The sequence below is a fragment of the Paraburkholderia agricolaris genome, assembly GCF_009455635.1.
GTDB lineage: Bacteria > Pseudomonadota > Gammaproteobacteria > Burkholderiales > Burkholderiaceae > Paraburkholderia > Paraburkholderia agricolaris.
Map to the genome: position 1 here is coordinate 2744997 of NZ_QPER01000001.1, position 26541 is coordinate 2771537.

23 protein-coding genes are annotated in these 26541 nt (G+C 59.5%); 7 read left to right on the forward strand and 16 right to left on the reverse strand.

What is annotated here, in order from left to right; genetic code table 11:
• Genes GH665_RS12145 through GH665_RS12160 form a run of 4 tightly spaced genes read left to right on the forward strand, consistent with a single transcriptional unit; the run spans window position 1 to window position 4749 of the window.
• Window positions 1-1461: an acetyl-CoA carboxylase biotin carboxylase subunit gene (locus tag GH665_RS12145; protein WP_153136056.1), complete on the forward strand. Its 1461-nt coding sequence runs from the start codon at window positions 1-3 to the stop codon at window positions 1459-1461.
• Entirely contained in the window at window positions 1458-2333 is an 876-nt protein-coding gene (locus GH665_RS12150) for a 5-oxoprolinase subunit B family protein (RefSeq protein ID WP_153136057.1), read from the forward strand. Before GH665_RS12145 ends, GH665_RS12150 begins: the two co-directional genes overlap by 4 nt.
• Window positions 2323-3321, forward strand: coding sequence for a 5-oxoprolinase subunit C family protein (locus GH665_RS12155; protein WP_153136058.1), 999 nt, complete (start codon window positions 2323-2325; stop codon window positions 3319-3321). Before GH665_RS12150 ends, GH665_RS12155 begins: the two co-directional genes overlap by 11 nt.
• A 36-nt stretch (window positions 3322-3357) precedes the next feature.
• Window positions 3358-4749 carry a purine-cytosine permease family protein gene (locus GH665_RS12160; protein WP_153136059.1) on the forward strand — a complete coding sequence of 464 codons (1392 nt, stop codon included), beginning with the start codon at window positions 3358-3360 and terminating at the stop codon, window positions 4747-4749.
• A 223-nt stretch (window positions 4750-4972) separates the two neighbouring features.
• Here the strand turns inward: GH665_RS12160 and GH665_RS12165 are convergent, their stop codons facing one another.
• The 6 genes from GH665_RS12165 to GH665_RS12190 are packed head-to-tail and all read right to left on the reverse strand — an operon-like array spanning window position 4973 to window position 11892.
• On the reverse strand, window positions 4973-6175 hold the full coding sequence (locus GH665_RS12165; RefSeq protein WP_153136060.1) for a vWA domain-containing protein: 1203 nt from the start codon (window positions 6173-6175) through the stop codon (window positions 4973-4975).
• Entirely contained in the window at window positions 6176-7126 is a 951-nt protein-coding gene (locus GH665_RS12170) for an AAA family ATPase (protein ID WP_153136061.1), read from the reverse strand.
• On the reverse strand, window positions 7123-9486 hold the full coding sequence (locus GH665_RS12175) for a xanthine dehydrogenase family protein molybdopterin-binding subunit (protein WP_153136062.1): 2364 nt from the start codon (window positions 9484-9486) through the stop codon (window positions 7123-7125). Before GH665_RS12175 ends, GH665_RS12170 begins: the two co-directional genes overlap by 4 nt.
• The gene (locus GH665_RS12180) at window positions 9479-9961 is read right to left on the reverse strand and encodes a (2Fe-2S)-binding protein (protein ID WP_153136063.1); all 483 of its coding nucleotides are present in this window, start codon (window positions 9959-9961) and stop codon (window positions 9479-9481) included. Before GH665_RS12180 ends, GH665_RS12175 begins: the two co-directional genes overlap by 8 nt.
• On the reverse strand, window positions 9952-10824 hold the full coding sequence (locus GH665_RS12185; RefSeq protein WP_153136064.1) for an FAD binding domain-containing protein: 873 nt from the start codon (window positions 10822-10824) through the stop codon (window positions 9952-9954). Before GH665_RS12185 ends, GH665_RS12180 begins: the two co-directional genes overlap by 10 nt.
• Window positions 10825-10842: 18 nt before the next feature.
• Window positions 10843-11892, reverse strand: a complete 1050-nt coding sequence (locus GH665_RS12190; protein WP_153136065.1) for an XdhC family protein — start codon at window positions 11890-11892, stop codon at window positions 10843-10845.
• A 459-nt stretch (window positions 11893-12351) separates the two neighbouring features.
• On the opposite strand from GH665_RS12190, the gene GH665_RS12195 reads away from it, so the two are divergent.
• Together GH665_RS12195 and GH665_RS12200 are read left to right on the forward strand one after the other, a co-directional pair.
• Window positions 12352-12633 (forward strand): CppA family protein, encoded by a 282-nt coding sequence (locus GH665_RS12195; protein WP_153136066.1) that lies wholly within the window; start codon window positions 12352-12354, stop codon window positions 12631-12633.
• Between the two features lie 28 nt (window positions 12634-12661).
• On the forward strand, window positions 12662-13066 hold the full coding sequence (locus tag GH665_RS12200) for a DUF2471 domain-containing protein (protein ID WP_153136067.1): 405 nt from the start codon (window positions 12662-12664) through the stop codon (window positions 13064-13066).
• 222 nt (window positions 13067-13288) lie between these two features.
• On the opposite strand, the gene GH665_RS12205 is transcribed toward GH665_RS12200, so the two are convergent.
• From GH665_RS12205 to GH665_RS12240, 8 genes are all read right to left on the reverse strand, one after another.
• Complete coding sequence (locus GH665_RS12205) at window positions 13289-14284, reverse strand: porin (protein ID WP_246216195.1); 996 nt, start codon at window positions 14282-14284, stop codon at window positions 13289-13291.
• A 100-nt stretch (window positions 14285-14384) separates the two neighbouring features.
• Window positions 14385-15191 carry an ABC transporter permease gene (locus GH665_RS12210; RefSeq protein ID WP_153138407.1) on the reverse strand — a complete coding sequence of 269 codons (807 nt, stop codon included), beginning with the start codon at window positions 15189-15191 and terminating at the stop codon, window positions 14385-14387.
• Window positions 15192-15198: 7 nt separating this feature from the next.
• Complete coding sequence (locus GH665_RS12215) at window positions 15199-16110, reverse strand: ABC transporter permease (protein ID WP_153136069.1); 912 nt, start codon at window positions 16108-16110, stop codon at window positions 15199-15201.
• A complete protein-coding gene (locus GH665_RS12220; RefSeq protein ID WP_153136070.1) occupies window positions 16107-17177 on the reverse strand; it encodes an ABC transporter ATP-binding protein in 1071 nt (356 codons plus the stop codon). The genes GH665_RS12215 and GH665_RS12220 overlap by 4 nt, the downstream gene beginning before the upstream one ends.
• A 22-nt stretch (window positions 17178-17199) precedes the next feature.
• On the reverse strand, window positions 17200-18249 hold the full coding sequence (locus GH665_RS12225) for an ABC transporter substrate-binding protein (RefSeq protein ID WP_153136071.1): 1050 nt from the start codon (window positions 18247-18249) through the stop codon (window positions 17200-17202).
• A 116-nt stretch (window positions 18250-18365) separates the two neighbouring features.
• On the reverse strand, window positions 18366-19382 hold the full coding sequence (locus tag GH665_RS12230) for a histone deacetylase family protein (RefSeq protein WP_153136072.1): 1017 nt from the start codon (window positions 19380-19382) through the stop codon (window positions 18366-18368).
• Between the two features lie 13 nt (window positions 19383-19395).
• Entirely contained in the window at window positions 19396-20775 is a 1380-nt protein-coding gene (locus GH665_RS12235) for an MFS transporter (protein ID WP_167530942.1), read from the reverse strand.
• A 172-nt stretch (window positions 20776-20947) separates the two neighbouring features.
• Window positions 20948-22306 carry an aminotransferase gene (locus tag GH665_RS12240; RefSeq protein WP_153136074.1) on the reverse strand — a complete coding sequence of 453 codons (1359 nt, stop codon included), beginning with the start codon at window positions 22304-22306 and terminating at the stop codon, window positions 20948-20950.
• Window positions 22307-22556: 250 nt separating this feature from the next.
• Here GH665_RS12240 and GH665_RS12245 point away from each other — a divergent pair, with 250 nt between their 5' ends.
• A complete protein-coding gene (locus tag GH665_RS12245) occupies window positions 22557-23372 on the forward strand; it encodes an IclR family transcriptional regulator (protein ID WP_153136075.1) in 816 nt (271 codons plus the stop codon).
• Window positions 23373-23428: 56 nt separating this feature from the next.
• Here the strand turns inward: GH665_RS12245 and GH665_RS12250 are convergent, their stop codons facing one another.
• Both GH665_RS12250 and GH665_RS12255 read right to left on the reverse strand, forming a co-directional pair.
• On the reverse strand, window positions 23429-24778 hold the full coding sequence (locus GH665_RS12250; protein WP_153136076.1) for an MFS transporter: 1350 nt from the start codon (window positions 24776-24778) through the stop codon (window positions 23429-23431).
• A gap of 135 nt (window positions 24779-24913) precedes the next feature.
• Window positions 24914-26530, reverse strand: a complete 1617-nt coding sequence (locus tag GH665_RS12255; protein WP_153136077.1) for a GMC family oxidoreductase — start codon at window positions 26528-26530, stop codon at window positions 24914-24916.
• Between the last annotated feature and the right edge of the window lie 11 nt (window positions 26531-26541).

Consider the following 26541-nt stretch of genomic DNA (forward strand, 5'->3'; position numbering starts at 1 on the left):
ATGAGCAGCCTTACAGCAGTTACTTCTCCCTACACCCCAAGAAAGATTCGGCGCGTGCTGGTCGCAAACAGAGGGGAAATCGCAGTTCGGGTAGTTCGTGCGGTTCAGGAACTCGGGATGGAGGCAATCGCCGTATATAGCGACGCGGACAAAGATAGTCTTGCGGTCAAACTTGCAAATCGCGCGATTCATATTGGCCCCGCGCACGCTGCTAAAAGTTATCTAAATATTGAGAGGATTCTTGAAGCTGCTCGTGAAACGCAATCAGATGCCATCCATCCGGGGTACGGATTTCTTTCCGAGAACGCCCGCTTTGCGCAGCAAGTCGAAGATGCCGGACTCGTTTTCGTCGGCCCGTCAGCATCGGTCATCTCCACAATGGGTGACAAAGCGCGGGCCAGAGAAACAGCTCAGCGGGCCGGTGTGCCAACGGTGCCCGGCAGCGACGGGGTAGTACACGATCTTTCGGAGGCCCGTGACGTAGCCGGCCAGATCGGCTTTCCCGTCATGATTAAAGCCGCCGCTGGGGGCGGAGGACGTGGCATCAGGGTCGCGAACAACCTGCAGGAATTGGACTCGGAGCTTCCAAAGGCACAGCGCGAAGCCGAGGCTGCTTTCGGCGAAGGCGGCGTGTATCTGGAGCGCTTCATTGCAAAAGCACGACACATCGAAGTGCAGATTCTCGGGGACGGGAAGAACGCTATTCATCTCTTTGAGAGGGAGTGCTCTCTGCAACGCCGCCGGCAGAAAGTGATGGAGGAGGCACCCTCTCCTTCAATCGGCGCCGCGGTGCGACGTGAGCTTTGTGAGTCCGCAACTCGTCTCGCGCAATCCGTTGGCTACCGTAGTGCCGGCACGCTCGAGTACCTATATGACGATTCTCGACAAGAGTTCTACTTTATCGAGATGAACACCCGGATTCAGGTCGAACACCCGGTGACGGAGGCGATTACAGGTATCGACCTGGTACGCGAAACCATCCGTATTGCGGACGGAGAGCCGCTAAGATTCAATCAGGACGACGTCGTGATGCGCGGATGTGCCATCGAATTTCGCATCAACGCGGAGGACCCACTAAAGGACTTCAGACCCAGCCCAGGACGAATTGACCAGTTCGATTGGCCCACCGGCCCGGGAGTTCGCGTCGACAGCCACCTATTCTTGGGCTACCAGATTCCTCCATTCTACGATTCGCTTCTCGCCAAAATCATCGTTCACGATGAAAACCGTATCGCTGCCATCGAGCGCGGCCTTCGCGCATTAGGTGAGTTGAATATTGGCGGGGTTAAGACCACGACACCATTGCACCTTGCGCTGCTGCGCGACCCATCCGTGCGTGCTGGCGACTTCCACACCAACTTTCTGGAGGGATGGGTTTCGAACTGGAACAAGGAATCGGCTGAGTTGGTTGAAGATACGGCTCGAGTCACCCATACCCAACCGGCCGAGGTAACAAAATGACATTCCGATATACATTCGGAGGGGACGAATTCATCTTCGTGGAGATTAGCGAAGAAATGTCGCTTGAGGCATTTTTCAAGGGTGCGTCGGTTACTCGCGAGCTCAAAGACTGCAAGGTTCCCGGCATCACTGAGATCTGTCCTGCTAACGCCTCGTATCAGGTTCGGTTCAACCCTGACCTTATTGCTCCGAACGCCGTGATCCAGGTGCTTAAGGAACTTGAGGACAGCATCTCCGATGCATCGCTCAAAATAGAAACCAGAGTTATAGAGGTACCCGTCTTCTATAACGACCCGTGGACGCACGAAACACTCATGCGGTTTCGCGAACGTCATCAAGACCCGACTTCAACTGACCTTGAATATGCCGCCCGTATAAACGGGAAAAGCGACGTCGCGGACTTCATTGCGGCGCATTCCGATTCCCCATGGTTTGTCTCCATGGTGGGATTCGTAGCGGGTCTTCCTTTCATGTTTCAGATGGTCGAAAGGCATAGACAACTGGAAGTGCCAAAGTACCTGAGTCCCAGAACGGACACGCCAAAATTGACGGTCGGCCATGGCGGGTGTTTTACAGCTATTTATTCCGTACGCGGTGCAGGCGGATATCAAATGTTTGGACTCACGCCTGCACCAATATTTGACCCATCGCAGCGGCTCGACTACCTGAAAGATTTCATGGTTTTCTTCCGCCCCGGCGATATCGTAAAGTTCAAGCCCATCGACCGTGAGGCTTATGATCGGGCGGTTTCCGAAGTGGAAGATGGCTCTTTCTCTCTAAGGATCAGACCGGCTACCTTCGTGCTCGAAGATTTCCTGCGCGACCCTGATGGCTACAACCGTTCCCTTATAGAGGATTTCTATGCCAATTAACGAATCTGCTGACATTGAGGTTCAAAAGCCTGGTTTGGCAACCTCGATACAGGATATCGGACGTCAAGGTTTTTATCACGTTGGGATTCCTCCTTCGGGTTCTTTGGACCAGTTCGCCTCCCAGGCCGCTAACCTCCTTGTTGGGAACTCCGCAGATGCGGCAGTGCTCGAGTGCACTCTTCTCGGTCCGCAACTGCTGTTTCGTTCGTCCGCAATTGTCGCCGTAACCGGTGCCGAGATGATGCCGAAAGTGGACGGCGTCGCGCAGACCTGCAACACCGCCTTTAGTGTTAAAGCCGGAAGCGTGCTTTCCTTCGACTTCGTTAAGAGCGGCGCGAGGTCGTATCTGGCGGTTTCGGGTGGCTTCGACGTTCCCGTTGTACTAGGCAGCCGGTCGACATATACCCTCGGCTCCATCGGTGGGCTACACGGACGACGTTTGCAAAAGGCTGATACTTTGAACATCAGACCTGGCAGTGCCAGACGTTCAGAAGGAAACCGCCTGCCGATCGAGTTTATCAATTCACACGGCTCCGAAAATGAGCTGCGCGTTTTGACGGGGCTATACCACCACCGTCTTTCTGAAGAGTCGGCACGGTCATTTTTTGAAGATACCTGGCTGGTGTCGGCGGAGGCCGATCGTACGGGATACCGATTCAAGGGCGGCAGGCAGCTTGTCTTTAAAGAGCGCAAGCAGCCTTTCGGCGCAGGCGCGGACCCGTCCAACATTGTGGACGCATGCTATCCAATTGGTTCAATCCAGATCCCAGCGGGCCGTGAGCCCATAGCATTGCACAGGGATGCGGTATCAGGAGGAGGCTATGCCACCATCGGCACTGTGATTAGCGCCGACATGGATTTGATTGGGCAGATGCAGCCCAACCACAAAACTCACTTTGTCGCGGTCGGCATAGAAGAAGCCTTAGTTGCGAGAAAGAAATATTCGAACCGCCTCGCCATGCTTCACGCCCATTTCACCGAACGCTAAACCGATGGTCTCAAATCTGGATTCAGGAGTGATGCTATGGCCAATTTGACAAAGAAAAATAAGGATGACGACTTTGATTCGTCAACATCAGCCATCTCGGAAGCCGCTCGAATGCCGGCGATGTCGCTCACCATGGCGTGGTGGGCCGTTTGTAGCGCAGTTTTTTACATCGTGGTGGGAGCCACACTCGCACTTACCTACGGCGCGCGAAATGCGCTGATTGGCATGGCACTATCAGTTGTTGTGTATGGCATCGTCAATAGTGTGATGAGCCGCTATGCCATCCGCACGGGGCTCTCGGTGGCGCTCTTCTCGCGAGTGTTGTTCGGAAGTGCGGGCGCTGCGCTGGCAACGCTCATCTTCTTCGCCACTGCTATGTACTACGCCGTATTCGAAGGTTCGGTTATCGCTGTCGCGGCGAATCACCTATTTCCCGCCTTGACTTATAAATGGGCCGCGCTAATTGTCGTTTGCTACAGTGTCCCGCTGGTGTTCGGCAGTGTGCAGCACTGGCTCGATAAATTTAACGGCGTACTTCTTCCGTTCTACCTTTTTGGTCTGATCGCCGCCGTCGTTTTAACGACCTATGAATATGGGTACAACGCAACGTGGCTGGACTTCGGAGGTTCGAAGGAAATATCGACGTCTGGTTGGTGGAATTGCTTCGTATACTACATGGGCGTTTGGGTGTTGATGATGTACACGTTCGACTACGCCAGATTCGGTAAGAGATCGGACTCAACCTACCACGGCCGTTTTAACTTCGGGATCCCTTTCTACCTCCTGACCTTTCTGGTTAACGGAGCAATCGGCATCTATCTCGTCGCATCTATTCCAGGCCTTGGGCCGCTCACCGAAGTCTCGGTGGTCTTCGCCCTTTTGAAACTTATGGGCATATGGGGCCTTCTTTTTGTCTGGGTCACCCAGTCGCGCATCAACACCGCGAACTACTATCTGGCGACAATCAACATGCAGGCTTTTTTCCAGAAATTGGTCAATATCAACGCACCCAAATTCTTCTGGGCCTTGGTAGTGGGTGTGTGCGTCTATGTGATGATGATGGCCGATGTCTTCTCGAAACTCTTGCAAGCTCTTGCCTACCAGGGGATTTTTGTTGTCGCATGGGTAGGAGTCGCGCTCGCACACATTTTCTCGAATCGGTACGAGCAACTTGTTGGGCCTGACATCGAAGTTCGCGACGCTTACGTTCCCACGTTCAATCCTGGCGGCCTCATTGCGTGGCTTCTGGGGGCACTGGCTGGTTTTCTCCTGAACAGCATTCACAGCAATGTCTCATCATTCTCGGCGCCCGCGACTTTCCTGATATCTCTGTTCGCGTATTCGCTCCTCATGCGACGGGCAAAACGTGAATGGTTTGTGGCCGTGCCCGTAGCAGCTTCTTCGCAGGCTGCCTTCGAGGGCAAGTAACCGATACGCATTGCTATCTCCGGCAGGGGCGCTCCCTAAGACCACCCCTGACGAATCACCGATGCAGCAATTGCACAATAGTCTTTACGATCGCCGCGCAGTTACTTCTTTCATCGTTGATGCCCCCGAAAAAAAGCATGGACTGAGCGTCGCCCGGATCTGGTAACAAAAAGTCTGCGCGCAGTCTGGCATCCGCATACCCATCATGAAGCCAGGGATACGATCAGTCTAGCGCCTGGAGAGCGGTTCCTAAGCCCGATGACAGCCCCTGCAACGAATCCAGATTGTGAACGGCAAGTGAAACGTCCGCGAATTCGGAGAACACTTTGGCACCCTTTGTAGCGTTTGTGTATCCGTCGTATCGAAGCATAGGGTTGAGCCATATGATGGCACGCACATTCCTCTGCATCCATTCGAGCTCAGCGCGCAATACAGAGATGTCTCCAGTTTCCAGGCCATCGGTAATCAGGACGGCAACCGTTCGTCCGCGTGATATGCAGTGACTGAAGTTACGCCGTAATTCCTTAAGCGACGGTCCAATCCGGGTCCCACCCGCATAGTCGGAGATAACGTCATTGGCACGAGCCAGCATCTTTTCGGTGTCCGGGGTCTTGAAGCATTTCCGTACATCCGACAGTCGCGTTCCGAAAGCAAATACATCACAACAGACAGGAGGGCGTAAGGCGGAATGCAAAAAGGCGAACGCAATTCGAGCGTACCGCTTCATCGACCCGGAAACGTCCACCAATGCGAGAATGGGTACCGGGTTGCTACGGCGCGAGAGATGGTAGAGATTCACGAATTCGCCACAGGTTCGGCATGCTTCGCTTACCGAGGTACACCAGTCGACTGGATTTTTGTCGGACAACTGTTTCCGCTTACGTAGTCGTCGATTGTGATACCGCGGAAGCGCCAACGGAATGGTCTGGGCGAAACGAAGGACCTCCTCGAATTCGGCATCAGACAGCCCAGAAAAGTCGGCAAATCGCAATCGCTCGCGAGCACTGGGCAAGATGTTCCCGTCAAGTTGGACATCTGGCGGTATTGTGTAACTCATGGATTTTAGAGCCCATGGCGGAGCGGCACGTGATAGCCGGCGACTGACCGACGGAGTGGCTTGATGCCGCTCATCCGACGGCTTAATGAAGTCAGCCATACCGCCCAAACCATCAGGCGAGAACCAGAGCTCAAACGCGTCGCGATAAAGGTCGCGGTCTGCCTCCCGTGAGACCAGAACTGCTTCTAAAGCATCCTTGATATCGCCTCTATTGTCGACGCCAACCCATTCCAGAGCTCGTAGGCCGACCGTCATACGGTCGATGTCGACCGGAATGCCAGCGCGCCGGAGTGCTGAAGCGAACCCTAAATAACGGTCGATAAAAGCCCCACCGGCTGCGTCACCTGTGCTGGTCTGAGTCCGGACCATTCAAACTCCAGTGGATTCCGTTTCGCGAATCAGTGTCTCGACCTGATTTGTCGACAAAGCTGCAATGTCGTGAGGATCCTTAAACAAGACGCCTGAGGTATCAGATACGGCTGCGGCACTTAGTTTTTCGATGCCCATCAGGTGAAGTGACTGAGCCCACTCGACCGCTTCGGCAACACCGGGGAGACGATTGAAGTCGATATCCTCGCCGCGTGCGCGCAACAGCGAGACGAATCTGGCCACCTGGCACGCGAGCCCTTCCTTAACGGATAGCGCACGCGACAAGATGATTTCCACCTCCTGCTCGTAGGGCGGAAATTCAATCCATTGATAGAGGCAGCGCCGTTTTAATGCATCACCCAAATCGCGAGTTCGGTTTCCGGTCAGAATCGTTATGGGCGCAATCGCGGCCGAAACAACGCCGAACTCGGGAATTGTGAGCTGGTACTCTCCGAGATATTCCAGGAGGAAAGCCTCAAAGGGTTCATCTGCGCGGTCCACTTCATCGATAAGCAGAACAGCGCCCGGCGGCTGCGCACGCAATGTTTGTAGAAGCGGGCGCTCCAGAAGGAAGCGCGGGTCATAAAAGGACTTCTCCACGTCAGCGATTGAGCCTCCTGTGGCCTCCATCGCACGTGCGTGCAATAACTGGGCCGAGTAGTTCCACTCGTAAGCCGCTTGCCGTTGTTCGAGCCCCTCGTAGCACTGGAGTCGAATCAGACGGCGCCCCAGAGCGGCTGCCAAAGATTTCGCCAGTTCGGTTTTTCCAACGCCAGGCGCACCCTCAAGCAACAACGGCCGGCGGAGATTTGCAGCGAGAAATACCGCGGTCGCAAGGCGTCTTCCCGCAAAATAGCCTACGTCCCGTAAAGCGGATTTCACGTTATCTATCGAACTCAGGGGGGAGCACTCTTCTTCATTTTCCCGATCGCCAGGAAGGGGGACGGTCATGCTTCCATCCCTTTTTCGACAGTGTTCTCAACCCAGCGGGGTTTTATCTCCGGAAAGTGCAGGGCCGGCGTTCTTTCTTGCATGAGCGAGAGAACCCGTGGCGGAGTCAATGGCAGTTCGAACACTCCCCTGCCGATAGCTCTGGACACTGCGCAAGCAACGGCCGCCCCAACGTTCAAGATGGGAACTTCGCCTGCGCCTTTCACTCCGAGCGGTCCAATTGAAGGAGCACCTTCGTAAAGATGGATGTCAACAGGCACAACGTCTTGCGCCAAAGGAACGCGAAATGAGTCAAGTCCCGTCTGTCGCACTCTCCCAGTGTCATCGATGCTGATTTCTTCATGCAGTGCGTAGCCGATTCCTTGCACAACGCCGCCTTGAATCTGACCAAAGATGGCACGCGGATTGAGCGCACGACCGACGTCCTGCACGACGGTATAGGACAAGATTTCGACGTGCCCAGTGTCCCTGTCGACCGCGACTTCACAGTCATGCACGGCAAACACCGGGATATCGATAGCATCGATAAAGTGTCCGGACGCACAACCAGGCATGGCTGCGACTCCAGGTTTCGTAAAAGACCCACTGCCGGCAATTGGACCAACGGTTTTGTGAGCGCGCTCCAATACCTTGGTTAGAACGACGCCGGAACCGGGTGCGCCTGCAATTTCAACCCGTCCATCCCGAAGAACCAGGTCATCTACTGAGACTTCGAGCATTTCGGACGCTACCTTTAAAAGCTTTTGCCGCACATCCGCACATGCGGCGACACTTGCTGCGCCAAGGGATACGGTCGTCCGTCCCCCTCCGACCCCTAAGTCGAACCCTGCTGCGTCAGTATCGGCCGCCTTTACAACTACTCTCGACGGGTCGATACCTAGCGCGTTAGCCACGATTTGAGGTAGCGACTGCATTGTTGAACCGGAGCCGATTTCCACTCCGGAGGTAACCAGTGTCGCGCTACCATCCGCGTTCAGGTTGACCGTGGCAGCGGAGGGTCCGACAAAGATGAACCAGGTACCGACTGTTGTGGCGCGACCGTATAGCCTTGTGCCTGCGAGGTGCTGGTTGTCGGGCTTTGCCTCGATGACTGCGGCCATCTTTTCCAGCATCGGCCGCAAAACCTCTCCTTCGAACACCTGTCCTGTGGAGCCAACGTCCTGGTCGCCCAGGACATTGCGGCGACGAAATTCATCAGGCGCCATTCCGATGGCGGCACAGATTTCGTCAGTATGGCGCTCCAGAGCAAACGTGTTGTACACCCCATTGCAGGCGCGAAACGCACCGTTCGGGGGCGTGTTCGTATACACCGCTCTGGTGGAGATTTTTACGGCTCCGAGCTTATAGTTCCCGCCTAGCGTATGAGCCGTCATCGTGGTCAGGAAAATCTGCTCTCCCCCATAGGCGCCGCAGTCCATGAGTATCACGGCCTCTCTGCCGACGATTTCACCGGCAGCAGTGACAGCTGAACGTATCAAAATATCGGCGTTCTCCCTGCACAGACAGACCTGCATCTCTTCCTGCCGCGTGTTTGCGATGCGAACGGGGCGTCCAGTCTTTCTTGCGAGCGCAGCTGCGAAGGGCTCGACTGCGCAGTCGAATTTGAGCCCAAAAGCTCCCCCGACGGGTGGGACTGTCACCCGGACGTCCGATGGAGGGATACCTAGCACTTTGGCTGTCGTGTTACGGACAGTCCAAGGCACCTGCGTGGACGTTCGAATATGAAACCGGCCGTCTTCATAGCTTGCGACTACGGCACGCGGTTCAAAAGACAGATGGTTTTGACGGCCGACACGGTGTTTTGTTTCGACAATGCGAACGTCCGCTCTGGCAAACGCTGCATCAGTGTCTCCGCGTACGACTTTCGCCTCCCACGCGACGTTTTCACCACGGGCGCCCCCCTCTAGCAGGATGTCGTAATCCGCCCAATCAGGGTGGATCAGCGGCGCTCCTTCAGCTAGCGCATCCTGCATCGTCTTAGCCGCCGGGAGTTCTTCGATTTCAACAATGATTGTCTCTGCCGCTGCTTTAGCTTGTTCTAGTGTGTCAGCGGCAATAGCAGCCAAAGGCTCCCCGACGAAGCGCACGTAGTCTGACGCGAACAGGACTTCGTCGGCAATACCGATGCCGTGTCGCAAAGGTGCGTCAGCGTTTGTGATAATGCCTCTCACTCCCGGCATCTTCCCGGCCAAAGAAACGTCTAGTCTCGTGATGCGTCCGAACGCGACTTCTGATCTCAGGATGAACGCCTGCAGCATGCGGGGCAGCTGCTGGTCAATCGTATATCGCGTGCGACCTCTGAGTTTGTCGCGCGCGTCGCGGCGACGGAAATTCATGACGGCGCCGGTAGGGTCAGACATGACGCACCTCACCGTTTTCCGCGTTAAGCAAATCCATCACAGCGTCAACGATCCGTTCGTATCCGGTACATCTACAAATATTGCCCGACATTAATGCCTTGACCTCTTCTCGAGTTGAATCACACGAGAGCCTATGAAGGCTTCCAGTAAGGCTCATTACCATACCAGGGAAGCACATACCGCACTGCACCGCATCCGCTTCTTCGAACGCTCTCTGAAGTGGCGACAACTGCTCATTGACGTCAAACGATTCGATCGTATTAACTTGCTTGCCCTCCAGAAATTTGATGGGCAGCAGGCATGCGACCTTTGGTATGTCATCAACGAGTACCGTGCATGCCCCACAAAATCCTTCGCGGCACACCGGTTTGGCACCGGTGAGTTGCATCTCGTCGCGCAGAAGGTCAATCAATGGGCTCAAGGGACCCCGCAGCGTAGTCACTTGCTCGCCATTTATGTTGAGGGTCACTGCCATTTCGTATGCCCGACGCGTTTTGCCTGCTCTTCCGTATCTTTCATCGCTCTTTCCAACAGCGCACCGAGTACGCTTGTGCGGTACCAGCCGGGCGCTTCAACACTATCGCGACCAGTGAACTCTCCTGAGAAATCACGCGCAACTTCCTTAGCGGTCCCGGTCGTTGCACCCAACGACTGCCAACTTTGCTCCAGAGATGTCCATCGTCGAGGTGCGGCTTCGACCGCTCCGACTGCGATTGCACTAACTGTGGAGCGGCTGACGTCGACCGATATGCTGACGATGGCAACCGGATAGTCTCCTGCGACTCTCAAAGGTAACCTTTGATGCGACGTCAACTGATTCGCGCGTCTGACGTGCACGGCTGTAACCAGAAATGGGCCACCAATATTGCTTCGGTCCCTGATGAACCGTTCGACAGGTATCTCGACCGTTCCGTTTTCCATGAGAATCTCGACGCCGGCCGAAAGGGCTAACAGCGCCGTCGTGATATCGGGAGCCTCAAAGTCCACCGTGCATAAATTTCCACCGACCGTTGCGACAGCGCGAATCGCGGGATTCGCTGATTTTGCCGCCGCCAGCCAGAGACCCTTGAGGTCAGGCAGTTCTGATATTGCGTCCGCGAGTTCTGCATGCGTAACGGCTGCCCCAATCGATACACGTTCACCAGTGATGCGGACGCCCTTTAATTCTTGAAGATGACCGACCGCCACATAGCGCTCGCTGCATGCTTCACCGCGAAGCGGGTTGCGCAAAATCCAGGTGGCACCGGAGATGATTCGGGTAGCACCATCGCGGAGTCTCTGATAGGCATCCTGAGTATTGCTTGCGACATGTATCGCTGATTCGCTTAATGCAACCATATCAGCTTTTCCTCATCGTTATGAAGTACTGCATGATGACTCGAGAAATTCGACGCCCTGTTCGGAGATTTTCCCTAGCTGATTTTCTCGCTCCTTTGCTCCCCGTACGGTATTGAGCCTTCCGACCACAACTCCGTTCTTTGCTGCGGTCATCTCTGCGAGTATCGATAGTGCAATCTCGGGTGGCGTCTTGCTTCCAATATAGAGACCAGCGGGTCCCCTCAACCGCGCAATCTGCTCGTCACTTAAATCGAAGAGCTTAAGTCTCTCTCTGCGGGCTGCGTTATTTTTTCGCGACCCGATCGCACCAACGTAAAATGCATCGGTCTTCAGAGCTTCCATTAGGGCGAGGTCATCCAACTTCGGATCGTGAGTCAACGTTACGACGGCCGAGCGTGCATCGAGTTTCATTGAAATTACCGCGTCGTCCGGCATCTCACGAACAAGCGATACAGTTGGAGGCAAGAATTCCTCAAGGTACTCCTCACGGGGATCACAGACGGTAATCTGGTAATCCAGTCCCGAAGCGATTTGAGTGAGATATGTGCTCAGTTGCCCTGCCCCAATGACCAACAGCCGGCAACGGGGTCCATGAACGACAGTGAATATATTTCCGTTGTACGTCACACGGCCGACGGCGTGGGTTCGGTCAAGGGAAACACGACCCGTCCTGACATCCAGATGGCGGGCAGTGAGATTGCCACGTTCCACTTCCTTCACCAGCTGTTCCAGCCTGGAGTCTCTGCCGAGGGGCTCAAGCATGAGTTGGATAGTTCCTCCGCATGGCAAACCGAAACGATGCGCCTCCTCCGCGCTCACACCGTAGGTCAGCATCTCCGGCAGCTCATTCGTTATTCCATTCTCGCGAACCTTCAGAATAAGGTCGTCCTCGATGCAGCCACCCGAAACAGAGCCAATAACGACGCCGTCACCCCGGATGGCCAGCATCGCGCCTTCCGGGCGCGGAGAAGACCCCCAGGTCCTGACGACCGTGACCAGCAGAACACGTTGATTTTTCTCCATCCAGGCAATACTTGTCCTGAGTACCTCCAGGTCGACACTGTCCATAATTTGCTCTCTACCGCCATCAAATTCAGGGTAGTCTGGTTACACCGTCTCCCAGGCGTAACCTGCCGTCTTGTGAGGTCAGGTTAGCGTCGCGCTGGACATAAAAATAGTTGTATTTTTCGATGCTTCGCATCTCGTTTTTAGATACCGGGTGCCCGATAGAGTCCCGGTGCCAGATGCCATTGTCGAAGCCGCGCAGATCCCTCAGGAGGCTGCGGAGAACGCTCTAAAAATCCTGAAAGACCGCCACGGCGATTTTGACAAGAGCCGTTCATCCCGCGCCCAGTGATCGGGCAGAAATGTGTCATCCGCTTCTGCCTGCCGGGCAACCTATTCCGTATCGACCTTGATTGCCATCTGTGCTCTCTTCCCGTCGAGTGCGGCATCCTGAAAATTGACTTGCATCCTGGCCAAATACTGTATAAATTTACAGTACTGTTTTTATATACAGGATCGGTCATGAACCAGCTCATCCGCATCTTGAACGACGGTGATCGCGAAACGCTTGCGTGGCTGCGCAAGCATGTCGGCGACGTGCGCGTAGCTGCCGCTGCGCGGCATCTGGGAGGCAACGGCAAGCCGTACCTGTCCGCGGTGTGCCGCTATCTCGGCGTACGTCCGCCAACGCCTCATCAACAACTCCGACCTGTTGACGACTGCACGGTCGGCGATAACTATCTTGCGCAGATCCGCCTGCTGCTGGCAGAGCGCAACCAGCCGTTGTTGAAGCATCAACGTTGATGCTGCGAGTCTTCAGGAAGATAACAATATGATTAAGGACGCTACTCCTGATAGGGATGTCCACGACATCAATCCGGTCGCCCTCGAACGCGCACTCCGCAGCGCGTCGCTCGATCTCCAGCAAATCATTGCCACGGTCGCAGGTCGTCACCTCGACAATGGCCGTCGCCGTTACTCAAGCAGCGCGCAATTGCCGACATGGCGGACACTGCTGACAATCGACGAACAGGTCTTTGAGAATCGGGGTTTCCTGGCAAGGCACAACGAGGCGGTGCGCTCAACGTTTGTCCGGTTTTGCGACAGTCGCTTGTCCGGGATGGATCTCGACGAACCCATCGACTGGCGACGTGACGACGACGACTTGCCAGTCGTGTACCTGCTTGCGCGCGCACTGGTACAGGCCAACGTTACCGATATGGCCACTCAGGACTAATGTGCCGATATCAGCCGTTGGTCGTTATAGTTTTGGGTGCGCTCCAGAAAGTCCAAGGTTAAATGGATCTCGACGCTAACGGGGCCATGTGCTCGCGGTCCGCTGCACGCGCAATACGGCTCTCCTTGACCGCCACAAGGAACAGCCGGAGCGCAAAAATGCCGCTGCGTGAGCGAGGTGGCTACGTGACTCCTCACGAGGCTAGCCACGCAGATACACCGGTCAGAAGCGATGCACGAGACCGACCTGAACACCGCGCGCCTGCGCACCAGGATACGCCAGCGCCAGCCCGGCATTCGCAGCGCCGGCCAGCGTATAGCCGGCCTGCCCGCGATTTTGCAGAAGCGACACGGCAGCGTAGAAGCTGGTGCGCCTCGAGACATCGTGGTTGTACATCACGCTGAACTGGCGCGCACCGTTGCCCGCCGAGGTTCGATCCGTCAACTGCGCCCAGCCGAGCGCAAGATAGTTGAACGGATTGATCGTGTACCCGATCGACACGCCGTAGGTGTTCGCATCCAGCGCCAGTTCGTCCCACTTCGCCCATGTGTAGGCACCGTAGATCGTGAACTTGCCGATCGCATACGACACACCTGAGAGAATCGTGCGATCGGTCGATGCGCCGTCCGTGTTGCGCAGTGCCTGCCCCGCCACGAATGCGGAAAACGGCCCCTGATCGTAGGTGACGTCGAACTGATAACTCGCACCCGTGCCGCGCAAACCGCCTGCATTGCCGAGACCGACATAGACACCGCCCTTCAGCCCATGAAACGAGGGCGTGAGATACGAAATCGTATTACTCGTGCGAATACCATAGGTTGTGATGTTGTCGAGCCCCGAGGCCTGCGTGACAGCGCCGAACGCGTCCATCCTGCCTTCGTCTATGAACAGTGGCGAATTCTGCCGGCCCAAGCGCACCTGCCCCCAGCCGCTCGACAGGCCGATCCACGCCTGGCGATTGAACAGGCTGCCCGTGCTCGCCAACGCACCCGTCGTAGGCACGAACCCGTTTTCGAGCACGAAGTTGACAGCATAGCCGTCGCCCAGATCCTCTTTGCCACGCAGGCCGAAGCGGCTCGCCCATTGACCACTCGACCCCATCGCCGCCGTGTAGCCGTTGCCCGTATTAACGTATTGCACGAACTCGTCGACGATTCCGTATAGCGTGAGACTCGATTGCGCGTGGGCGACACCGGCGTAGCAAGTCGCGATTAACAATAATGTAGTCCTAAGTTTCATGATTGAAATGGTAATAAGCGAGTGGTGAAATACAGCGGAATAAAAATGGCCGACCGCTTCTCGCGGCCGGCCATGGACGTCAGGTGCTAACTTTTTTCCTCGACAACCACTGCGCGCCGACGAGCGCCGCCGTCGAAATCAGAATCAGCAGCGTAGAGATTGCGGCGATCGTCGGGTCCTGCTGATCACGGATATTCTCGAACATCAGACGCGTCAACGTCGACGTGTCGCCGCCCGAGATGAACAGCACGATCACCGTTTCGTCGAAAGAGGTCATGAACGAGAACAACAGCGACGAATAGATCGCCGGTGCGATTTGCGGCAGCGTAATCTCAAAGAACGCCCGCATGCGCCCCGCGCCCAGACTTCGCGCCACCATCTCATGCGTGAGATCGCAGGTTTCCAGGCCGGCGCCCACGGTGATCACCACATACGGCAACGCGAGCAGCGTATGCGCGAGCACGAGCCCCGCAAGCGAGTTGTTCAGGCCGAGCCGCGCATAGACGAAGAACACCCCAACGGCGATCAGGATGACGGGCGCGATCATCGGTAGCATGAATACCGCGCGCACTACGCCGCCGAACTTGCCGCCGAGATGGCGTATCGCGTACGCGCCGGCAGTGCCGAGCGCCGTGGCGAACACAACCGTGGCGAGCGCGACTTCCAGCGAAACCCGCGCGCCGCGCAACCAGTCGTCCGAGGCGAGAAAGCTGCGATACCAGCGCAGGCTCAAGTGATGCGGCGGAAAATGCAGGAAGCTGTCCGCCGAAAACGACATCGGAATAACGAGCAGGCATGGCACGACGAGAAACGCCAGCACCAATGCGCACAGGAGATAGAGCCATGCTCGCTGCGCGTGCGTGATCTGCGTATCGGTAGCGATCATCTGCATTTCAATGGCCCTCCCGTGGCGCGACCGCACGACAGATGCGCTGCACCAGCCACGACGCGAACAGCGCGATCAGCACGAGTACGACGCCGAACGCGCTCACGAGCCCCCAGTCACCCTCGGTGGCGAGCGTGGTCTGAATCTGCATCGCCATTACGTTGACGTTGCCACCGCCAAGCAGGGCCGGCGTCACGTAATAGCCGAGCGAGATCACGAACACCATGACGATGCCCGCGGCGAGCCCCGTAAGCGTCTGCGGAAAGAATACCTGCCAGAACGCGAGGCGAGGCGACGCACCGCAGTTCGCGGCGGCCTTCACGAGGCTCGGGTCGATTGCACGCATCACGCCGTAGAGCGGCATGATCAGCACGGGTGTCATGACATGGGTCATACCGATCACAACGCCCGTAAAATTGTTCACCAGATGGAGGGGCGATGCGATCAGGCCGTTGCCGACCAGCAGGTCGTTCACCACACCGTTGCGCTGCAGGAGCACAAGCCACGAGTAAGTGCGCACGAGCGTCGAGGTCCAGTACGGCAGCACCACGGCCACGAGCAGCATGCCCGCGATACGGCGCGGCAACTGCGAAATCAGATACGCAACCGGATAGCCGATCAGCACCGCGCCGAGCGTGACCGCGAGCGAGACTTCGAGCGTCGTCACGATCGAGCGCAGATACACCGGATCAAGGAGGGCCATATAGTTGGCCAGCGACCATTGTCCGGCATCGCTCTGCAGCGATTTTTCGACTAGCCACGCGAAAGGAATCACCAACAGCACACCGACGACAGCGAGCCCCGGCATGCCCAGCAAAACCATGCGCAAACGTCCGGCAATTTCAAGGCGTCGCAGCGCAACTTCGTTTTCGAGCTGCCGCGGGCCGACGATGGCGGTTTCGTTCGAGGTGAGATTCATGCGTCCTCCCCGACCAGCACGAGCGCCTCGCGCGGCAGACCGACCTTGACGCGATCGCCCGGTGCGAGCCGCCGCCGCTCGGCGAGCGAGACGCCGGGCGGCATCAGAACCTTCACTTCGTGGCCATCGGCCAGGTCCGCATAGACGATCTGCGCGTCGCCGCGGTACACCTGGTCCTTCACCACGGCGTCGAAGCACAGGCTATCGGTGTCCGCCGTCTCGACGATGCTCAGCGATTCCGGGCGCAGTGCCATCCACAGACCACCCGCCTCGCTCGTCCGTGCGGGTGCAGCAGCAACGCGCGTGTCGCCGAACCAGGCCGCGTGTGCATCGCGGCGCAACGGCACCATGCAGGTCTCGCCCATAAACTGCGCAACGAACCGATTGCGCGGATGCCGGTAAATCTCCTCGGGCGTGCCGACCTGTACGAGCGCGCCGCCGTTGACGATGGCGATGCGATCGGACATCGTCAGCGCTTCCTGCTGATCGTGCGTGACATTGATCGTCGTGGTGCCGAAACGCTCGTGCAGCCGCCGGATCTCGATCTGCATGCGGTCGCGCAGCTGTTTGTCGAGCGCCGAGAGCGGCTCGTCGAGCAGCAGAATGCGCGGCTCGAAAATAAGCGCGCGCGCCAGCGCAATGCGCTGCCGCTGACCACCGGAAAGCGCGCTGATACTGCGCTCGCCAAATCCCGTGAGTTGCACCACGTCGAGCATTTCTGCCACGCGCCGCCGCCGTGTCGCGCCGTCGACGCCCCGCAGCTTGAGCGGATAGCCGATGTTCCCGACCACGTCCATGTGCGGAAAGAGCGCGTAGTTCTGAAATACCATGCCGACATCGCGCCGATGTGGCGGCATCGTCAGCAACTCGGTGCCGGCCACCTTGATCGAGCCTGAACTCGCTCTTGTGAATCCGGCCAGCACCATCAGCAAAGTCGTCTTGCCGCTACCGGACGGACCCAGCAGAGTGAGGAATTCACCCGCGCCGATGTCGAGTGAAACGTTGTCGAGCACCGTCGTCGCACCGTACGACTTGCTGACGTTCCTGATCGAAACTGTCGCTTTCATTGTCTGCACCTGTGTCGTCGCCTCAACGGGAAATCGCGGCCTTGTAGCGCGCAGTGGCAGTTTTCTGGTTGTCGCCGGCGCCCCACCAGCGGCCGTCGATCTTCACGGCGTTCTTGAGGTTTTGCGGACTGGAGTTGAGTTCGGCGAGTTCTTGTGGCGAGAACTGCTTTACGTCGAACGCGCGCGCGTTGGTCGGGCCGTAGCCTTCGAGCGCATGCGGAATGTTCGCCTGAAACTCCGGCGACATCATCAGCGCGATCATCTTCTGCGCGGCAGCCGCGTGCCGCGCGCCCTTCGGAATCGCGAGACAGCCCATGCCGAGAATGGTCTCGGCTTTCGAATACGCAACCGGTGCGTTGTCGTGCAGCACGGGCGTGAGGCGGCTGCCCCATATCATCTCCATGTCGACTTCACCGCTTTCGATCAGTTGCGCCGATTGCGCGCCGCTGGACCACCAGACACTGACCGCCGGCTTGAGTTTCTGGATCGACCGGAGGGCACGGTCCACGTCGAGCGGATAGAGTTTGTCCGGTTGCACACCGTCGGCAAGCAACGCGATTTCCAGCGACTCGATCGGCGCGTCGGACATTGCACGGCGGCCCGGAAATTTGCTGACGTTCCAGAAGTCCTGCCACGTACGCGGCGCATTGTTCGGATACTTGTCTTTGCGGTACGCGAGCACGACGCTGTAGTAGTTGCTCGCAATCCAGTCCTTCGCCCACGCGTTCTGCGCGATGCCGTCGGTCTTGATCTGCCGGTAATCGAGCGGCTCGAAGAGATGTTGCGTACTGCCCGCCGCGCACTCATCCGAACCAAGATTCACAATGTCCCATGCGGGACTGCCGGATTGAACCTGCACGCGCACCGCCGTGAGCCCCGGCGTGGTGTTCTGCACCAGCGACAAACCGAGCCGGGCCGCCGCGGGTTGCGCGAGCGCCTCTACGATGCCCTTCTGATACGCGCCGCCGTACCCCGCGAAGGTCACCGTCTCGTCCGCCAGCGCCGCGCCAGCCGTGGTGCTCAGCATCAGCAAGGATGCCGCCGCGGCCGCCCATTTCATTTTCCTCTGCATCTCCGACTCCTTACGTTAAATTTATTTTGGATTACATAATAATCATGAAAATCTGCCGCCGGGAGGTTCGTCGTACGTGACGCGTCGCACGGCAATCCGCGCGCCAGATCGCGACGCTAGAACCACGCCCGCAGAAAGCTGCGCAGGTTCTCGCCCAGCTCGGGCGCGAGATAGCCACCCTCCTGCACGAGCACCGTCGGCAGGTGCAGGCTTGCGAGGCGTGCGCCGATGCGGGCGAAACCACTCTGCGTGATCTGGAAATACGCGAAGGGATCGTGCTTCGATGCATCGAGACCAAGCGCCACGACAAGCGCATCGGGCGCAAAGCCTGCGATCTCCGCGCAGGCCGCGTCGAGCGTCGTCAGGTAGACGTCGTCGGCCGTACCTTTCGGCATGGGGTAATTGCGGTTGCACCCGAGCGCGGCGCCCGTGCCAAACTCGTGTTTGCCGCCGCTGAAGAATGGATACGCAGCGGCGGGGTCGACATGCAGAGAGATCGTCAACACGCCAGGGTCGGCGTAATAGATGCTCTGTTGTCCGTTGCCGTGATGCACGTCGACATCCACGATCGCGATGCGCCGCAAGCGTGTGCGTAACTGCTCGACGGCAACCGCCACGTTGTTCACGTAACAGAATCCACCGGCGCGCTCGCGCTCCGCATGATGCCCTGGCGGGCGGCACAACGCGTAGGCCACGGCATCCCCGTCGAGCACCGCGCGCGCCGCGTGATGCGCCGCGTGTGCGCTGCGCAGGATTGCACGCCAGCTGCCATCCGAGATGGGAGACGTCGTGTCCGCGACATGAAACCCGCACCGTCCAACGATCGAATCCGGATACACGCTCGCCTCGCCGAACGGATGGAAGCTCGGCACCATCGGGCCGGGGACGCCGGTGGCGCGTCGCCATGTATCGAGTCCATGGAGCAGAAAGTCGAGATAGCGCGCCGTGTGCACCGGTTCGACCGAACTCAATCCGAAATCGTCGGGAACGTGCGCCACGCAACCGGCAGCAAGCGCGGCCGCGTGCAGCACGTCGGCACGCGCAGGCTGCTCGGTATAGACGGTCGCGCGACCATGCACGACAAACGATCCCGGATCGTGTTCGCGCTGGCTCTCGCAATAGAAGACCTTCATCGTCTGTTTATCCTTATGCGATGTTACGGGGCGATGCGGCGTTCATACCAGACAACGATGCCTGCGCATCGCGCGACGCGTCGCTCATCCGGAACCGGCTCGACGGAATCAGCAGCAGCGCTGCGATGCCGAGAACCTGCACGGCGCACAGTACATAGAAGCCGGGTGCGAAACCGCCGGCGAGGGTCCGCGCGTAGCCGATCATGTAGGGAATCGCATAGCCGCCCAGGTTCCCACCAATCGTCACCATCGCCAGCGCGGTGCCGGCCGCGGAACCCGAGAACAAGGTGGCGGGCACCGACCACAGCACGCCCGACGAGGTCTGCGCACCAACCACCGCGAGGATCAGGCCGATCAGCCCCCAGGCCAGGTGGCCCGAGGTCGCCCCTGCCAGCCAGAAGCCGGCGACCGACAGCAGCATTGGCAGGATCGAGTGCCAGCGACGCTCCTGCGAACGATCCGAATGACGCGCCACGAGCACCATGCAGACGCCCGAGAACACATACGGCAGCGCGGACAGAAGGCCGACATGCAGGAGATTCGCGATCCCCGCGCTGCGGACAATCTGCGGCAGCCAGAAGCTCACGCCGTACGCCCCGCCGAGAAGTGCGAAGTTTGCCAGCGCCATCAGCCAGACCGTGGGACTACACAGCGCGTCCACCACGCGGGCCGGCCGTGTTGCAGCGGCTTGCGCGCCGTCTCCACCGCGCGCCGACGCGTGAACGTAACGCCGCTCGTCGGCGCTCAGCCACTTCGCGTCGAGAGGATCGTTGGGCAGCCACGCGAACGTAAAGAGCGCGAGCGCGACGGCAGGCAACGCCTCCATGATGAAGAGCCACTGCCAGCCGCGCAGCCCGCCCCATTGCGGCACCGTTTGCAGAATCCAGCCGGAGAGCGGGCCGCCCAGCATGCCGCCAAAGGTCAGGCCGAGGAAAAAGATCGCGCACACCTGCGAGCGCAAACGCGCGGGGAACCAGTACGTCATATAGAGCATGACACCGGGATAGCAACCCGCCTCGGCGATGCCGAGCAGCACCCGCATCGCGTAGAACTGGTGGGTGTTGGCGACAAACGCCATGCCTGCGGAAATCACGCCCCATGCGAGCATGATTGCACCGAGCCAGCGGCGCGCGCCCACACGCTGGAGAATCAGATTCGCGGGAATCTCGAAGGCGCAGTAGCCAAGGAAGAACAGGCCGGCACCCGTGCCATACGCAAGGTCACTCAGACCGATGTCACCCGCCATCTGCAGCTTGGCGAAACCGACGTTGACCCGGTCGACGAACGACACGACGAGGAGCAGAACGAGGTACGGAAGCAGCTTCGACGCAATCCGGTTGTACAGCGCATCGTCGCGGTCGCGTTCAAAGCCGGTGCGGCTCAAAAGTTTCATGCGAATACCATGGATAGTTGGGGCGCTCACGCACGAAGTGTCACGGGTGCGCGGAGTCAAAGTCACCATCTGAGTCGTCCGCCTATCGTTTCGATAGGCGTTACATCGTTTCTCTAAGTGATCCATCGTCTGTTGACAAAAAGACCGTGTCAATCGGTTCTTGCCGCATCGATCAATCGCACACCCCGCGTGCCGCTTCGTCGAGACACTCCCGCACCGCCGCCAGCAGCGCTTCGATCTGCGCCGGCGTGCTGATCAGCGGCGGCGCGAACAGCACCGAGGCGCCAAGCGCGCGCAACAGGAAGCCGCGCCGCTGCAACGCGTCGGTCACACGTCTCGGCACCTGCAATTGCGGATCGAACGGCGCGCGCGTGCTCTTGTCGGCAACCAGTTCGAGCGCACCCATGAGGCCGAGGCCACGGGCCTCGCCTACCAGCGGATGCTCCGCCAACTGGCGCAGGCTGGCCTGCAGCAATGCGCCCGTGGCCGCGACGCGCTCCAGGATCCGATATTCGTCATAAAGATCGAGCGTTTCGAGCGCGACCGCCGCGGCCACCGGATGGCCGCCGTAGGTAAATCCATGGCCGAAGCCGCCGAGCGCGTCCGTCTGGCTCGCAATGGCCTGATAAAGCGTGTCGCTGAGCATGAGCGCGGAAATCGGCTGATACGCCGACGAAAGGCCCTTCGCGCACGCCAGCATGTCAGGCACGAGATCGAAAGCCTGGGAGCCCCAATAATGCCCGGTGCGCCCGAAGCCGCAAATCACCTCGTCGACGACGAACAGAATATCGTGCCTGCGCAGCACCGCCTGGACGCCTTCGAAATAGCCCTGCGGCGGCACGACCACACCGCCCGTGCCCATGACCGGCTCGGCAAAGAACGCACCAATGTTCTGCGCCCCTTCCGCGAGAATCAGTTGTTCGAGTTCGGTAACAAGCCGCGCGCTGAACGCCTGTTCCGTTTCGCCTGCGCGGCCTTCCCGATAGAAATGCGGGCAGCTCACGTGCAGCATCTCCGGCAGCGGCAGGCCCCACCCTGTCTGCATGTTCGGCAAGCCCGTGAGGCTCGCCGCGGCGACGGTCGTGCCGTGATAGCCGCGGCGGCGGCCGATGATCTTGCGCTTGCCGGGCCGCCCCGCTGCTGCCTGGTAATACCAGACGAGCTTGATCGCCGTGTCGATAGCCTCGGAGCCCGAGCTCTGGAACATCACCTTGGACATCGGCACGGGCGCGCGTTCGAGCAGGCGTGCGGCAAGTTCGATGACGGGCCGGCTGCTGCGATGCGCGAACGTCTGCTGATACGGCAGCTTCAGCATCTGGCGATGCGCGGCGTCGGCCAGGCGCTTTTCGCTGAAGCCAAGCGACGCGCACCAGAGTCCCGACATGCCCTCGAAATAGCGGTGGCCTTCGGTATCGATGACATAGGGACCGTCACCCGACTCAATGATCAGGGGTCCTATTTCTTCATGCTGACGCAGGTTGGTCTGCGGATGCAGATGGTGGTCGATATCGAGTTGGTTCAGCGTGCTCATCAGAGTCTCCGTGACAGGAAATGATGGATTGGGTTGATCACCCGTCGTTTCGCTTTACGTTACCATGTTTCTAATTGCGGTACAAAAATGTTTCTGCTTCCGTGACAGCGTCACGCAGCGCGAACACTCTTTGGGGAGCTGATGTGATATATGTGCATTGCAAAATGACCGCTGCTTCACGGTGAGCGGCGGCCTTCACGAAACAGGCATTGGCGCGCGCGAAAGCGCGGCGCGAGGGGATGATCAAAAGATGGACGAGGAAAAAACCAAGAGCGGCGTCAAGTCGGTGCAAATGACGTTCGACATTCTGGAAGGCGTCGTCGGCGCCCCCGACGAGATCGGCGTGAGCGAATTGGCGGTGCAGTTGAAAACGACCAAGGCCACGGTCTTTCGTCATCTGCAGACGCTGCTGGAGCTGGGCTATCTGGCACAGAATCCGGCGACGTCGCGCTACCGTCCGGGCATGAAGGCGTATCTGCTGAGCCGCGCGGCAGCGTCGCGCATCGACCTGCTGGGCGCGGCGGAAACCTCCATGCGCGAGCTGCGCGAAGAGCTGGGGATGTCGGTCGTGCTGTCCGGGCTAAGTGCGCGCGAGCTGACCGTGCTCGCCACGGTGGTCGGCAAGGCCGCGCTCGAGATCGGTGTGCGGCCCGGCACGAGCCTCGCGCTGCACGCCAACGCGCAGGGCTATGTCGCGCTCGCGTTCGGTCATGCCGAGCTGCGTGCGCAATTGAAGAAGCAGGAGTTGACGGCATTCACACCGCACACCGTCACGGCGCAAACCGAGCTCGACGCGATCGTGCGCAAGACGCGCGAGCGGGGCTATGCCGTCGCATTCGAAGTGGAAACGCTCGGCATCAGTGCGGTCGCAGCACCAATCCTCGACAGCACCGCGTGTGCGGTCGGCACGCTCGCGCTCGTGGGCAGCATCCAGTACATTCCGAAAGCGCCGCCGGCAACCATCGTCGATCCACTCGTGCGCACGGCGCTGCGTATCTCGTGGAATCTCGGTTACAAGGGCAGCGATCTGCAACAGGCCCAAACCGGGCGGCCCGCCAAAGCCTGAGTGCGTCGCGAGCGCAGCCGCGCTTGCAACGCATTCGATACAGCGCACAGGTCAACTCAAACCGGCGTATCGCCGAACCTCGCGTTCCCCGACGCACGCCGGCGCTGCCGCAGTTGCGGCACGCATGCCATCGTGATCGCACCGACCAGCGTCGCCACGGCCAGCGCATAGAGTCCGCTTTCGAGGTGCCCGGTACGGTCGCGCAGCCAGCCGATCAGAAATGGGCTCGCATAACCGCCCAGATTGCCGATCATCGCCATGAGGGCGATTGCGGCAGCGGCGGCCTGCCCTGTCAGCAGAATGCCCGGGAGCGCCCACAGCACGCAGAACGCCGAGAGTCCTCCCGCCATCGCCACACTCAGGCCGATCAGCGAGAGCCACGGCTGCGCATGAAAACAGGCGCTGAACGCGAGGCCGCCCGCCGACAGCAACGTGGCAATCGTGCCGTGCCAGCGGCGCTCCTTGGTACGGTCCGAGTGTTTGCTCACGATAATCATCACGACCGCGGCCACGGCGAACGGTACGGCCGCGAGCAGACCCGTCGTGATGAGGTTGCGGATTCCGAGGTTCTTCACGATCTGCGGCATCCAGAACGACACACCGTACGTGCCGCACAGCAGCGTGAAATTCGTGACGATCAGACACCAGATGCCGACGTTCGAGAAGGCCGCGCGAAAATCGTGGCGCGCGCCGTCGCGTTCGCTCGAAGCGCGTTCGGCCGTCAGTTGCGCAGTCACGCGTGCATTGTCCTCGGCGCTCAGCCAGTGGACCTTGCCCGGACCGTTGTCGAGATAGAAGTACGTGACGATGCCAAACAGAATGGCAGGCGATCCTTCGAGCAGAAACAGCCACTGCCAGCCGGCGAGTCCCCACACCCCCGCGAACGTCTGCATGATCCAGCCCGAAAGCGGACTGCCGAACACGCCGGCGAGTGCGATGCCAAGGTTGAAATACGCCATCGCCTGCGAGCGCGCGTAAGCCGGGAACCAGTACGTGAGATACAGCACGATGCCCGGATAGAAGCCCGCTTCGGTGATCCCGAGCAGGAAGCGCAGCACATAGAACGAATGCGGCGAATGCACGAACAGCATGCACGACGACACGATTCCCCATAGAACCATGATGCGCGCGATCCAGAATTTCGCGCCCAGGCGTTGCAGCATCAGGTTACTTGGAATCTCGCACAGGCAGTAGCCGATGAAGAACACGCCCGCGCCGAAGCCGAACGCGGTGTCGCTCAGACCGATGTCGGCCGCCATCTGCAGCTTGGCGAAGCCGACGTTGACGCGATCGAGAAACGAAATGATATAGAGGACAAACAGGAACGGCAGAATGCGGCGAGCGATCCGGTTATAAAGCGCCCAGTCGCGCGTGGACTCGAACGTCGAGCGGGAAAGCAGATTCATGGTGTCTCCTGGACTGCGTAGTGTGCTGTTATTGGTAATGCGGGTAATGCGGGTAGTGTGGGTAGTACGCAGTGAGCTACGGCTCATCGTCGCGGACGGCGCGGCTCTGTGGCCGCGTCCGCCCTGCCTCCTGTATCAGGCCGCTCGCCGGGCGCCGGCCTGCCGCTGCGCGAGCATGAAGTCGGCGCAGCGTTCGCCGATCATGATGGTCGGCGCGTTGGTATTGCCGCTCACAATCAGCGGCATGACCGAGGCGTCGGCGATACGCAGTCCGTCGAGTCCGCGTACCTGCAGCTCGGGCGAAACGACCGCGAGCGGATCCGTGCCCATCCGGCAAGTGCCGACCGGATGAAACACCGTTTTCGCCACCGAGCGCACATAGTCTTCGTAGACCTGCTGCGGGATCGCGTCGTCGTCGAGATTGGGCAGCATCAGCATGCCGTCGAGATGCCGCGCCAGCGAAGGAGCACGCATGATACGCCGGGCGAAACGCACGCCCGCCACCAGCACGCGTAGATCTTCGTCGTCGGAAAGGAACCCGGCATCGAGTGCAAAACCGTCGTGCGGATCGGCGCTGCGCAGGCGCAGCGTGCCGCGCGACTTCGGGCGCAGCGCGCACGGGTTCAGCGAGAGGCCGTGACCTTCGGGTGGCGCGCGATCGACGTCGCCAACCAGCGTGGGCACGACATGGAACTGCACGTCGGGACGCCCGCAGCCGGTCGCATCGACGAAAGCACCACTCTCGATCACATTCGACGTGAGCAGGCCACGCCGCGCGGCGACGTACTGCAGGCCGTGCCGCAGCGCCTTCATGCCGCGATCGTGGCCAAGCAGGCTCATCGGCTCGCGCGTACGCGCATAGACCGACGCCGCGAGGTGATCCTGAAAGTTACGCCCGACACCGGGCAGGTCGTGCAGCAGGCCCAGCCCGAGATCGCGCAGATGCACGCTGTCGCCCACACCGGAATGCATCAGAATCTTCGGCGTGGCGAGCGCGCCCGCGCTCAGCACCACCTCTTCACGGCAGCGGAATTCATGACGGCTGCCGTCGTCGGCACGCGCGATCACGCCCACCGCACGGCGCCCTTCGAAGACGAGCCGTTCGACCTCCATGCCGGTGCGCACACTGAGGTTGCGCTGTCCGCGCACGCGGCCCAGATACGCCACGGCGGCGCTGCAACGGCGCCCTGCGTCGGTCGTGGTCTGGTAGTAGCCGACGCCCTGCTGGGCCGCGCCATTGAAGTCCTCCGTATACGGCACACCCGCCTCCATCGCCGCGTTCACGAACGCGACGCTCAGCGGATGGCGATGCGTGCCGTCGCTGACCTTCAGCGGCCCACCGGTGCCATGCAGCGGCGCGCCCAGGCGCCGGTTGCCCTCCGCGCGGCGAAACACCGGCAGCACGTCGGCCCAACTCCAACCCTTCGCGCCCGCCGCGGCCCAGTCGTCGTAGTCCTGTTGCTGGCCGCGGATGTAAATCATCGCGTTCACCGAACTGCCGCCGCCCAGCGTGCGCCCCTGCGGGATGAAAACCTCGCGGCCGTTGACATGCGCCTGCGCGTCGGTACGGTACATCCAGGTGCGACGCGTACCGTGCACGCGAATGAAGGTGCCCGGAATGTGGATGAACGGATGGTTGTCGCGCGGGCCGGCTTCGAGCAGCAGGACGCTGCAGCCCGCCTCGACGAGGCGGCCCGCGACCGTGCAGCCGCCGGAGCCGCCGCCCGCCACGATGTAGTCGAACGTCTCCATCGCCATCCCCG